Origin of the sequence: Flintibacter sp. HCN-6482 (assembly GCF_037892565.1) — a bacterium.
GTDB lineage: Bacteria > Bacillota > Clostridia > Oscillospirales > Oscillospiraceae > Lawsonibacter > Lawsonibacter aceti.
Genome location: NZ_JBBKBK010000001.1, coordinates 656,025 through 668,208, shown reverse-complemented (window position 1 = coordinate 668,208; position 12,184 = coordinate 656,025). Strand labels below are relative to the sequence as shown.

The window sequence follows — 12,184 nt, the reverse complement described above, 5'->3', positions numbered from 1 at the left end:
TTTGCCTATGTCTGGTCAGGGGTGGTAGCCGATCTCAATGGCGGGATTGGCGGCAGCGAGGAGGGCCAGGGCCTCCTTCCCCTTCTCCTTGGACAGCACCTGCCCTCGGCGCAGCTGGCCGTCGGTCCCACGGACCATGAGGAAAAACTGGTCAAAATTGGCCCGGCCACAGCACAAATTGGCGTTGACCTCCTCCTGACGTAGATAGGCGTTCACGATCTGGCTGTATGGGAGATAGGTAGTGCCGGAAAATTTGGGAAAGAACAGACAGCTTTCCCCCAGACGCACCCGCCCCGCCTCCCAAGCGGCGGAAAATTCCCGGTCCAGAAGCTGCCGCTCCAGGACGGCGGTGGACAATTCGGGCTTGAATTTCATGGGGAACGCCTCCTCTCAATGGTATTGGATGAGAAGAATATAGCACAGAACAAATATTAACGCAAGTGATTCTTATTAATTGGATGGTATATTCCACCTTTGGAGGAAAGAGGCCAAAAAAGGTGGAAACAGGAGAAAAAATCTCCGTTTTCTATTGACAACCTTCTGCTCTGCTGATAAACTATCATAGCCGCATTGAACAGGAAAAGCACCAGATTTCCGGTCAGGGGAGTGAACGACCCGGCCGCAAGGGGACCCAGGTGTGACAAGCGGGGAACGGCCCCCTCCTGCGAGAGCGAGCCCGTAATGAAGGAGTTGAAACAAATGCAGGCAATCATCGTGACCGGCGGCAAGCAGTACAAAGTGAACGAAGGGGACACCCTGTTTATCGAGAAGCTGGAGGCCGAGGCCGGACAGACCATCACCTTTGACCAGGTGCTGGCCATCCTGGATGGGGACAAGGCTACCTTCGGCGCTCCCGTGGTGGAGGGTGCCTCTGTGGCTGCCACTGTCGTGAAGAACGGCAAGGGCAAGAAGGTCCGTATCTTCAAGTACACCCCCAAGAAGGGTTATCGGAAGCGTCAGGGCCACCGCCAGCCCTATACCAAGGTGCAGATCGGCGCTATTAAGGCCTGATGACCACCGTAACCTTTCAGACTGAGGGCAGCCGGATCGTGGGCTTCGAGGTGAAGGGCCACAGCGGTTATGCCCCGGAGGGAGAAGACATCGTCTGCGCCGCCATCACCAGCGCCGTGCGCCTAACCGAGTGCGCCGTCAACGACGTACTGGGGCTGGAGGCCGCTGTAAAGGTGAAGCAAAAGGACGCATCCATCTCCCTCAAGCTCCCCAGCGCTCTGGGCCAGACCAACGAGAGCACCTGCCAGACCCTTCTGGCGGCGCTGATGGTCCACTGTGTCCAGTTGGCGGAGGAGTACCCAGAAAATATTTCCGTCATGGAGGTGTAAGTTATGCTGAATATCGGTTTGCAGTTTTTCGCCCACAAAAAGGGCGTTGGTTCCACCCGGAACGGCCGTGACTCCGAGGCCAAGCGCCTGGGCGTCAAGCGGGGCGACGGACAGTTTGTGCTGGCCGGCAATATCCTGGTCCGTCAGCGCGGCACCCACATCCATCCCGGCGTCAATGTGGGTAAGGGCAGCGACGACACCCTGTTTGCTCTGAAGGACGGCAGGGTCAAGTTTGAGCGCCTGGGCAAGGATCGCAAGCAGGTTTCCATTGTGGAGATCGCCCAGTAATTTCGTTGCTTAACAGAAGGCCGCAAACGGACTCCGTTTGCGGCCTTTTTCCAGTCCCGGAATGTGACGCCCCGCCTTGGACAAGGATATGGGACAGAAAACGGGGAATATTGTGAAGGAGGATAAAATATGGACTACCGCAAATTTGAACAGGGCTATGTGCTTCGCCTGGACCCCGGCGAGGAGATCGTGGGCAGCCTGACCCGGCTGGTGGAGCAGGAGAGTATCCAACTGGCCAGCGTATCCGCTCTTGGGGCGGCCAACGACGTGACCATTGGTATTTTCAACACAGTGGAGAAGAAATACTACTCCCAGCGATACCAGGGGAACTATGAAATTTCCGCTCTGGTGGGGAATGTCACCCGTAAGGAGGGCGAGCCCTATCTCCACCTCCACATTACCATCGGCAATCCGGTCACCGACCAGGTCCATGCCGGCCACCTGTCCTCCGCCACCATCAGCGCCACGCTGGAGCTGTTCCTCCAGGTGTGGGACGGCCAGGTGGGGCGGAAGTTCAGCGATACAGTGGGGCTGAACCTGCTGGAATTTTGATTTGAGAGTGAGGAGGTGCCCCAGATGGCAGCGCCTTTTGTAGATACCGCAAAGATCACCGTCCGCTCTGGCAACGGGGGAAACGGTGTGGTCTCCTTCCACCGGGAGAAATATGTGGCGGCCGGCGGCCCCGACGGGGGCGACGGCGGCCGGGGCGGAAATATTGTGGTAGAGGTCAACGACCATATGTCCACCCTGATGGATTTCCGCTATAAGAGGAAGTATGTGGCGGGAAATGGGGGCGACGGCAGCGGCAAGCGATGTACCGGCAGGGACGGGGAGGACCTGGTCCTCAAGGTCCCCAGGGGCACTATCATCCGGGACGCCGAGACCAGGGAGATCATCAGGGACATGTCCGACGACAGGCCCTTCATCCTGTGTAAAGGGGGGCGGGGCGGCTGGGGCAACAAGCACTTTGCCACCCCAACCCGGCAGGTGCCCCGGTTCGCAAAGGCGGGCTTGCCCGGAGAGAGCCGGGATGTGGTGCTGGAGCTAAAGCTGCTGGCCGACGTGGGGCTGGTGGGTTTCCCCAACGTGGGCAAGTCCACCCTGCTGTCGGTGGTCAGCCGGGCCCAGCCCAAAATCGCAAACTACCATTTTACCACCCTGTTTCCCAACCTGGGGGTGGTCTATGTGGAGGATGGGGTGTCCTTCGTCATGGCCGACATCCCCGGCATCATCGAAGGGGCGGCGGAGGGCGCCGGCCTGGGCCACGATTTCCTGCGGCATATCGACCGCTGCCGGCTGCTGGTCCATGTGGTGGACGTGTCGGGCAGCGAGGGCCGGGACCCAGTGGCCGACTTTGAGGCCATCAATGAGGAGCTGGCCCAATACTCCCCCGAACTGGCTGGGCGGAAGATGCTGGTGGTGGCCAACAAGGTGGATATCATGGAGGACCCCGCCCTGCTGGACAAGTTGCGGGCCCATGTGGAGGGAAAGGGACTGGAGCTCTTTGAGATGTCCGCCGCCGCCCACCAGGGCACCCAGGAGCTGATAAAGCGATGCGCCCAGGAGCTGGCCCAGTTGCCTCCCGTGGTGGTGTACGAGCCCACCTATGTGGAGCGGCCCCCGGAGGTGGATACCGAGGGAGAGGTCAATATCCAGGAGTTTGACGGCACCTGGGTGGTGGACGCCCCCTGGCTCCAGCGGCTTATCGCCAACGTCAATTTCTCCGACTATGAGAGCCGCAACTGGTTCGACCAGAAGCTGCGCCAGTCCGGTCTGTTCGACAAGCTGGAGGAGATGGGCATCAAGGACGGGGATATCGTGTCCATGTACGACCTGGAGTTCGAATACCAAAGGTAATTTTATCTATAAAAACACCGTTCCATAATTGCGGAACGGTGTTTTTCGTATATGGAGGAAATTTTTTCGTACTGTATTTACATAAAGCTTTTGATTTTAGAATCTTATATAAAATTTTGTTGCCCGTTACTATATTTCCTAAAAAATAGTAGAAGATCCGTTATTCCTGAAATTCCGACTAGTTGTTTTTTGAAGGGCTTTTGGTATATTACGGTATAACTTTATGCACACAGTAAAGTAGTGTAAACCAAGACGTAGTAAGTCTATTGGTAAAATCCAGCTTTGCCGTCAACTAACAGAATAAAAAAATATACAGGCAACAATATAGACGATTACGAGGCCGCCAGCAAGAAAACCGATATTTGTATTCGTACGGTTAAGCAAATGTTTAGCAATACATTTGGCTACCCAAAGAGGGCAAAAATAGAGTGAACAGTCCATACAGGAATAGTTGGGTAATGAATTTAGGAGGGCTATCAAAAGACTAGGACGGACCTGCATCTATTTCTATAAGTTTGTTGATAGAGGAAGTATCTGTACTTAAAAATGGGGGGTAGGTCTATTTATATAAGACATACACTATTTTACTGCTATTACTGCCGAATATGTGTCAGAAGGAAATTTGGTCCCTTGCGTATGTTAGATATGGTATGAAACGATTTATATTGCTGTCTTCCCATTATCCAAAGGTCATGACAAAGTTACGCGCCTTCTTTCTTCTACCTTTTTCCTTCTACCTTACATCCAGGAATAAAAACGGCTACACCATAGGAGAGGGAACAGTGAAATGGTAAAATGTATACCAGTGAAGCCGAGTTAGCGTAGATTGACAACAGAAAATGCCCCCAAGATCCCTCCACGGTATCCGCGGGGGGATTTTTATGCCCATAAGCAATTAGATATGGTCATACTGCCCAATGATGATAGAGGGCTTTCCTATATGAGAGGGCGGCGAGATATATTTTTGCATAAAACGCTAGAGAAATCGTTTCAAATATAAACAATTTTTACAAGTCAAATGGATTGATATGAAAAGAAACAAAAGTTAGGATTTGATTAAGTAAATGATATATAGGGATGTCTTTTCTCAAACTCATTTTCAAAGATTAAGGATGTTCCAAAATAAAGCAGTTTGAATGAGGGAATGTCATGATTAAGCTACTGGTTATTGCAGATGATTTTACTGGGGCTTTGGACACAGGAATACAATTTAAGGCTAAAGGGACCTTGGTTCGAGTATATACCCCCCAAAACCAGAATATTTTTGCTGGGCTGGAACAGGGAGTCCAAGTGCTTATTATTGTTGCTGAGACTCGGCATATGCCTCCAGCAGAGGCTGGAGAGATCGTGGCAAAGATCGTGAGTCAGGCCCAGCAGGCCTCTGTCTCCTGTATCTATAAAAAGATAGATTCCGCATTGAGGGGCAATATAGGCAGTGAACTTTCTGCTATGCGGGCTGCGGCCCATGGTAAACAGCTCCATTTTATTCCGGCCTTTCCTAAAATGAATCGAGTAACAGTAAATGGCATCCACTATATTGGGCAGGTCCCAGTGGCAGACAGCGTGTTCGGTTCTGACCCTTTTGAGCCAGTCAGGCACTCAAATATCCAGAACATAATTGGGGAGCAAAGTAATATACCAACATATTTAGTCGCTGCGGGAGAAGACATACCCGATAAAGAAGGTATTTTGATTTATGATGCAGTCACCGACGAGGACCTTCTTCAAATCGCTCAAAGATTGAATGACTGCCATCAGCTGAAACTGCTGGCGGGTTGTGCCGGATTAGCCGCGGTATTGCCAAAATTGCTAAATCTGACACAGTATGACTGTAGAAGACCCGCTATGAATCCACGCCTCATCACCGTGTGTGGTAGCATCAATCCCATCACTATAGAGCAGTTGGACACTGCGGAAAAGAATGGCATGCATCGTATCCGATTGACACCACAACAGAAATTGGATCCCACCTGGTTGGAGAGTGAGGATGGAGAGTGTGTTCTTGCTCAATGGCTGAACAAGCTCCAACATAGTACAGCCGCTATAATCGATTGTGGAGGACCGGAGGAAGCTGAGGAGACCCGCAGCTATGCGCTGACTAGGGATATGAATATAGAAGCGACAAGAAGCGCTATTGCCCAGTCTATGGGAAGACTATTAGAGCGGATGCTCGAAGGCGGTTTGGAAGCGACACTGATGCTGACTGGTGGTGACACACTGTTGGCATTTATGAGGGAAATTAATCAAGACAGTTTGATTCCAGTGTGTGAACTGGTGCCTGGGGTGGTTCTTTCCCGAACAGAGTACAATGGGAAACGAATCGATCTAATTTCAAAATCCGGAGGATTTGGTTCAGCGGAATTGCTGACTGATCTAGCCAAAATAATTGCCCACAGTGGCGAGGAGGAATTAGTATGCTGAAAGAATACAATTTGAAAATGCCCCACGCAGTATATGGTGGAGAGAATGCCATCGGGAACATCACTGCTATTATTCAAAACTGTAGAGCAAAACGGGTAGCTATGTTTACAGATAAAGGCATCGAAGGCTGCGGCTTGTTCGCCTTACCTGAGGAAGCTGTGAAGGCATCTGGTGCCGACTACTATGTGCTGGATGATCTTCCCGCAGAACCTTCCTATAAAGCAGTTCAAAAGTTAGTTGACCAATTCAAGGCATCCGGTGCAGACCTAATTGTCGCTTGCGGTGGCGGATCGGTAATGGACGCAGCAAAACTCGCTAGCGTATTAGTAACAGACCAGTATGGTGTAAAGGAGCTGCTGGACAAGCCTGGTCAGGCACAGAAGTGTGTCCCTATCATTCTTATCCCTACGACTGCTGGAACGGGGGCAGAGGTTACCCCAAATGCTATCGTGGCCGTACCAGAAAAGAACTTGAAGGTGGGTATAGTTAACGAAAATATGATTGCAGACTATGTGATCTTGGATGCCAGAATGATCAAAAATTTGCCCAGGAAAATTGCGGCGGCTACTGGGGTAGATGCCTTAGCCCATTGTATCGAGTGCTTTACTAGCAACAAAGCGAACCCTTTCAGTGATTTGTATGCCCTAGAAGGTCTGGATTTAATCTTGAATAATATCATGGATGCTTGTAACGATTCGGAGGCCATGGAGGCCAAAAACCGGATGCAGATCGCCGCTTATTATGGGGGATTAGCCATCACGGCCTCTGGTACTACAGCGGTTCATGCACTGAGCTATCCATTGGGCGGCAAGTACCATATTGCCCATGGCGTTTCTAACGCAATCCTGCTGGCCCCTGTCATGCGATTCAATGAGCCTGAGTGCCGAGAAAGATTTGCTGTCGCTTATGACCGCTGTGTCCATGGAGAGAAGACCTGTGTGACTGTGGAAGAAAAGAGCGCGTACATGCTGGCCTGGATGGAGAAGATCGTCAAGGATTTGGACATTCCAACCAGTCTAAAAGAGTTTGGCGTTCCGGCGGAAGACCTAGACGGCTTAGTAGAGGCTGGGATGCAGGTCCAGAGACTACTGGTCAACAATATGCGACAGGTTACTCCTGAGGATGCCAGGGCATTGTATCTTGAAATACTTTAATTTAGAGGAAGAAGGAAGCAAAAATGATGCAGATTGAGTTAAAAGGCATTATCCCGCCAATCCTCACTCCTATGAATTCGGATGAGTCCGTTAACTTGGATGTGCTGCGGGAGCAAATTGAACGAATGATTGAGGGCGGCGTTCACGGCCTGTTTCCCTTTGGAACAAATGGTGAGGGCTATATACTAAGTGAAAAGGAAAAGATTGAGGTGCTGGAGGTTACTATTGACCAAGTAAATGGCAGGGTACCCGTCTATGCCGGCACAGGCTGTATTTCCACTGCTGACACGATTCGAATGAGCAAAAAGGCTCAGGAATTGGGCGCGGATGTACTGTCCATTATTACCCCGAGCTTTGCCCTGGCCTCTCAGAAGGAGTTGTATAACCACTATGCTGAGGTGGCCAAGCATGTGGATATTCCCATCGTTCTGTACAATATCCCGGCACGTACTGGCAACAAGTTGCTGCCGGAAACCGTTGCCAAGCTGGCGAAGGATGTGGATGTGATTATGGGGGCCAAGGATTCCAGCGGCGACTGGGACAACTTGCAGGCATATATCAACCTGACCAGGGATTTGGACAAGGGCTTTAAAGTCCTGTCTGGAAACGACTCTTTAATCCTTCCTTGCTTGAAAGCGGGAGGGGCCGGTGGTATTGCGGGCTGTGCTAATGTGTATCCCCATGTATTGGCCTCCATTTATGATTTGTTTAAAGCCGGTAAACTGGAGGAAGCTGAAGTGGCCCAGGAATCCATCGCTTCATTCCGGGCGATATTTAAATATGGAAATCCCAACACCGTAGTCAAAAAGGCTGTTTCCATGCTGGGCTATCCGGTGGGCGACTGTCGACGCCCCTTCAACTACCTATGTGACGAGGGGGTAGAGGAGTTGAGAAAGGTGCTGAAAGAAAACGCGGATAAGGGCATGTGCTGAGGAGGAAGAAAATGGACAGACCGATTTTGGGTATTTCAATGGGGGATCCCTTCGGCAATGGCCCGGAGATTACGGTCCGGGCCTTGGCGAACAAGGGCATTTATGACCGCTGCAGGCCCCTGGTTGTAGGGGATATGAGCAGCATGGACTATGCCCTTCGGGTGGCCAAGAAAGTAAGAGGCGCCACGCTGACCCTTAACCCAGTCAAGTGTGTGGAAGAAGCCAAGTTTACATATGGAACTATCGACGTGCTAGACCTGGGATTAGTAGCTGTAGATCAAATTCCAGATACTGCTGACCAGGATGTGCCGCAACCTTTCGGCATAGGCGCTTGCCGGTTAGGTGGTGAGGCATCCTTTCGGTATGTGGAGAAAGTGATTCAAATGGCCATGGCGGGCGAGATAGATGCTACTGTTACTAATGCTTTAGCCAAAGAAGCGATCAATATGGCCGGTCATCACTACTCCGGTCATACTGAGATTTATGCTGACTATACCAAAACTGACAAGTATACTATGATGCTGGCCCATAACGACCTGCGGGTGGTTCATGTATCGACCCATGTTTCCCTGAGAGAGGCCTGCGATCTTGTGAAAAAGGAGCGGGTACTGGAATGTATCCGCATTGCTAATGAGGGATGTAAAGCTTTAGGAATTGAGAAGCCTAAGATCGGCGTGGCAGGCTTAAATCCTCACTGCGGGGAGAACGGGATGTTCGGTCGAGAAGAGATTGAGGAGATACAGCCCGCTGTTGACGCGGCCATGGCTGAAGGAATCTGGATTCCTGAGAAAAAACCTACACCGCCTGATACCGTGTTTTCCAAGGCGCTGGGCGGCTGGTATGACATTGTTGTAGTCATGTATCATGACCAAGGCCATATCCCCCTGAAAGTGAAGGGATTTGTCTATAACAAAGCTGAGAGGCACTGGGATGCTGTAGCGGGAATCAATGTTACTCTGGGACTTCCTATTATCCGGGCCAGTGTGGACCATGGTACTGGCTTTGGCCATGCAGGTAACGGACACGCAAATGAGTTGAGCTTGGTCAACGCCATGGATTATGCAATCACTCTGGCGAACCATAAGAAAAGGTAAGGAGGGGACCCTATGAAATTCGTTATGACCCAGGCTGTTTGTCCAGAGGGGATGGAGCTGCTGAAGGATACAGCTGACATCTATGTGGCAGATGACCAGGACCCTAATAACTATTTGGACCAAATGCGGGATGCGGATGCACTTATTGTCAGAATCGCCAAATGTGATGGACATGCTATTGAGCATAGCCCCAACCTGAAGGTTATCGGCAGGACCGGAGTGGGCTATGACACAGTAGATATAGCAGCTGCGACCGCAAAGGGCATCCCGGTTGTAATTACTCCGGGGGCAAACAACCGAAGTGTAGCCGAACATACTGTAGCCATGATATTTGCCCTGTCTAAAAATTTAATAGAGGGGCAAAACGAAATGTGCACGGGTAACTGGGAGATTCGTGGGGCCAAGAAGGCTTTTGAGTTGGAAGGAAAAACAGTTGGCGTAATTGGGTTAGGCGCCATTGGCCGGGAAACTGCCAAGATATGCCGGGGCTGCGGCATGAAACTGGCCGGTTATGACCCTTTCCTGGAACAAGAAAAGATTGAGGCTTTGGGAGCTGACTACTATGAAAATTACGAAGATCTGCTGAAGATCAGCGACGTAGTTACTATCCATGTCCCTCTTACAGAGGAGACCCGAGGCATGATTTCTAAGAGACAACTGTCTATGATGAAGCCGACAGCTCTACTTATTAATTGTAGCCGGGGAGGGATCGTCAATGAGTCTGACTTAGTGGAAGCTTTAAAAGAAGGTGTTATCGCTGGGGCAGGTACCGATGTGTTCTGTAGTGAACCACCCAGGGCAGATGATCCACTGCTTACCTGTCCAAACTTGGTCCTCAGCCCCCACTCAGCCGCCCAGACCCGGGAGGCAGTCATTAAGATGGCGCAGATGTGCGTTAAGGGGTGTCTGGCAGTATGCCGAGGGGAGAAATGGCCGTATGTAGCAGACAAAGCAGCATATGACCATCCCAGATGGGCAGGCAAAGATTGGGCCCAGGTATGAGTCCCATAGAAACAGCTATAAAGAATTTGAGCCGAAAACGGCTGATCATGATGGCGGCAAATCTGCTGTACTTTCTGGCTCTTCTCATTGCGGGAGTTGCGCTTTTCTTGGTAGGGATCGGGCCGATGGGCTATATGGTGGCAGGTATTCTGCTGGCTGTCTACCTGCTGCTGGTCAGGCCGCTGAACCGCCGATATATTGGGTGTGTCCGTGGGGCCATCTTGACCTATGCTGTCTGCGCCTGCTTGGACCAATTTGAGTACAGCCCTAAAGACGGCGTGGACCAGGCCGCGGTTCTGTCGGGCGGTTTGGGCTGCTCTGGTAGCGGACGAGCTTTTTTGAGCCGAGAGCTAGTCCGGGGCCAAATGGGAGACATCCAGGTGGAGTTGGCAGATGTGACGTTTCCTGTTGTGGAAAATGGCTTGAACGCTATGCTCAGTGGGTGCTATATCAGGATAACCTATCCGGGGATTCAATTTGTCCCCCTTTGGATAGAGGGAGAGGAAATGCCGGAACTGCCCAAACAGGAAAAGAAGCTGATTAAACAGATTGGATCTATGGCGGCCAATGGCCTATTTCTTTGCATAAAAGGGGACAGACTGGAACTGATTCTGCGGGGGCGATTCCTCGGATATCGGATCAATCCTTTGATGCCTATCACGGAGCGCAGCATAACGTATAACCCTCTTCCAGAGCTGGGGTGGGCGCTTCAGTTGGTTCGCTTGCACAAGAGGGAAGAGATGTGACTTGCCGTTGGAAAGGAAAATACGATGGAAATTAAAGAACAATCTGGTCTTCGTGCGGTGCTAGCAGATGTAGAATTGCCGCGAATGGCCATGATTAGACAAAAATTCCCCAGAGATGGAATAGAGGATGTTGCTGCCTATCTGATGGAAAAGCTGGATCGAGAGGACTTGCGGTCCCGTATTAAGCCTGGAATGCGGGTGGTTCTCACCGGCAGCAGTAGAAAGATTGCCAATATGCCGCTGATCCTGAGGGAATTGGCTGACTATGTGAGGGCGCAAGGCGCTCATCCCTATATCATACCAGCGATGGGTAGTCACGGAGGTGCTACGGCGGAAGGACAACGGGAGATTCTAGAGAGTTATGGAATTACAGAGGAGGCCTGTCGATGCCCCATCTTCTCCAGTATGGAAACTGTGCAGGTGGGTTCTCTCTCCAACGGCGATGAAGTGCGAGTGGATCGCTTTGCGTATGAGGCGGACGCAGTCATCGTTGTGGGGCGGATCAAAGCCCATACAGCATTCCGGGGAGCTTATGAGTCAGGCCTGGTCAAGATGATGGCCATTGGTATGGGAAAACGTGAGGGAGCAGACTCCCTGCACCGGGCGGGATTTCAATGGATGGGGGAACGGCTTCCACAATATGCCAAGGTGATTTTTGATCACACCAATATAATTTTTGGCGTAGGTACTATCGAAAATGAATTTGATCAGACCTGCCGGATCGAGGTCCTTCCCGCGGAGGAAATCTTTGACAAAGAGCCCGAACTGCTGCTTTTTGCTAAAAGCCGCCTTCCCCGGCTTCTAATGCCGGAAACGGACGTGCTGCTGGTGAGAGAGATTGGGAAAAATTTTTCAGGCAGCGGCATGGATCCTAATGTGACAGGGACTTTTGGGACGCCTTATGCTACTGGCGGTATTAAAAAAGAGAGGGTAGTAGTATTGGACATCTCCCCCGAAAGTCACGGCAGCTATATTGGACTTGGAAATGCGGACACGACGACAAAGCGCGTGTTTGAAAAGCTAGATACCAATGCCACCTATTTCAACATGATCACCTCGACTGTGCTAGGTGTGGGAAAGATTCCGATGGTGTTGGAGGACGACAAAATGGCACTTCAAGTCGCGGTACGTACGCTGACAAAAGCGGACAAGAATCATGTTCGGATGGTTTATATCAAAAACACGCTGTCCCTGGAAACGATCATGATTTCTGAAACGCTTCTGGAGCAGATGAGAGGCAGAGAAGATATTGAGATATTAGAAGAAGCGAGACCCCTGCGTTTTGACCAGAAGGGCAACTTGCTGGATTTGATATAAACAGGATAGATTGATCAGAAAGGAAGAGAAAAG

The 12,184-nt window shown here is 51.0% G+C and carries 13 protein-coding genes; 12 read left to right on the top strand and 1 reads right to left on the bottom strand.

Annotated elements, in window-relative coordinates:
* Window positions 1-15: 15 nt before the first annotated feature.
* On the bottom strand, window positions 16-375 hold the full coding sequence (locus WKS99_RS03260; RefSeq protein WP_147571024.1) for a hypothetical protein: 360 nt from the start codon (window positions 373-375) through the stop codon (window positions 16-18).
* Between the two features lie 324 nt (window positions 376-699).
* Between WKS99_RS03260 and rplU the strand changes: the two genes are divergently transcribed.
* From rplU to WKS99_RS03200, 12 genes are all read left to right on the top strand, one after another.
* On the top strand, window positions 700-1,011 hold the full coding sequence (gene rplU / locus WKS99_RS03255) for a 50S ribosomal protein L21 (RefSeq protein ID WP_147571023.1): 312 nt from the start codon (window positions 700-702) through the stop codon (window positions 1,009-1,011).
* Window positions 1,011-1,340 carry a ribosomal-processing cysteine protease Prp gene (locus WKS99_RS03250; RefSeq protein ID WP_147571022.1) on the top strand — a complete coding sequence of 110 codons (330 nt, stop codon included), beginning with the start codon at window positions 1,011-1,013 and terminating at the stop codon, window positions 1,338-1,340. The genes rplU and WKS99_RS03250 overlap by 1 nt, the downstream gene beginning before the upstream one ends.
* Window positions 1,341-1,343: 3 nt before the next feature.
* Window positions 1,344-1,628: a 50S ribosomal protein L27 gene (rpmA, locus tag WKS99_RS03245; protein WP_147571021.1), complete on the top strand. Its 285-nt coding sequence runs from the start codon at window positions 1,344-1,346 to the stop codon at window positions 1,626-1,628.
* A gap of 129 nt (window positions 1,629-1,757) precedes the next feature.
* Window positions 1,758-2,180 carry a PPC domain-containing DNA-binding protein gene (locus WKS99_RS03240; RefSeq protein WP_340405312.1) on the top strand — a complete coding sequence of 141 codons (423 nt, stop codon included), beginning with the start codon at window positions 1,758-1,760 and terminating at the stop codon, window positions 2,178-2,180.
* 24 nt (window positions 2,181-2,204) lie between these two features.
* Window positions 2,205-3,485: a GTPase ObgE gene (gene obgE, locus WKS99_RS03235; protein WP_240286818.1), complete on the top strand. Its 1,281-nt coding sequence runs from the start codon at window positions 2,205-2,207 to the stop codon at window positions 3,483-3,485.
* Between the two features lie 1,149 nt (window positions 3,486-4,634).
* Entirely contained in the window at window positions 4,635-5,906 is a 1,272-nt protein-coding gene (locus tag WKS99_RS03230; RefSeq protein ID WP_186852199.1) for a four-carbon acid sugar kinase family protein, read from the top strand.
* A complete protein-coding gene (locus WKS99_RS03225; protein WP_186852198.1) occupies window positions 5,900-7,060 on the top strand; it encodes an iron-containing alcohol dehydrogenase in 1,161 nt (386 codons plus the stop codon). Before WKS99_RS03230 ends, WKS99_RS03225 begins: the two co-directional genes overlap by 7 nt.
* Window positions 7,061-7,083: 23 nt before the next feature.
* Window positions 7,084-7,992 (top strand): 4-hydroxy-tetrahydrodipicolinate synthase, encoded by a 909-nt coding sequence (gene dapA / locus WKS99_RS03220; protein ID WP_240286824.1) that lies wholly within the window; start codon window positions 7,084-7,086, stop codon window positions 7,990-7,992.
* Between the two features lie 11 nt (window positions 7,993-8,003).
* Window positions 8,004-9,086, top strand: coding sequence for a PdxA family dehydrogenase (locus WKS99_RS03215; protein WP_186852196.1), 1,083 nt, complete (start codon window positions 8,004-8,006; stop codon window positions 9,084-9,086).
* A gap of 12 nt (window positions 9,087-9,098) precedes the next feature.
* A complete protein-coding gene (locus WKS99_RS03210) occupies window positions 9,099-10,088 on the top strand; it encodes a hydroxyacid dehydrogenase (protein WP_262669477.1) in 990 nt (329 codons plus the stop codon).
* The gene (locus WKS99_RS03205) at window positions 10,085-10,834 is read left to right on the top strand and encodes a hypothetical protein (protein WP_340405311.1); all 750 of its coding nucleotides are present in this window, start codon (window positions 10,085-10,087) and stop codon (window positions 10,832-10,834) included. The genes WKS99_RS03210 and WKS99_RS03205 overlap by 4 nt, the downstream gene beginning before the upstream one ends.
* Before the next feature lie 24 nt (window positions 10,835-10,858).
* Entirely contained in the window at window positions 10,859-12,151 is a 1,293-nt protein-coding gene (locus WKS99_RS03200) for a lactate racemase domain-containing protein (protein WP_186852193.1), read from the top strand.
* Window positions 12,152-12,184: the final 33 nt, after the last annotated feature.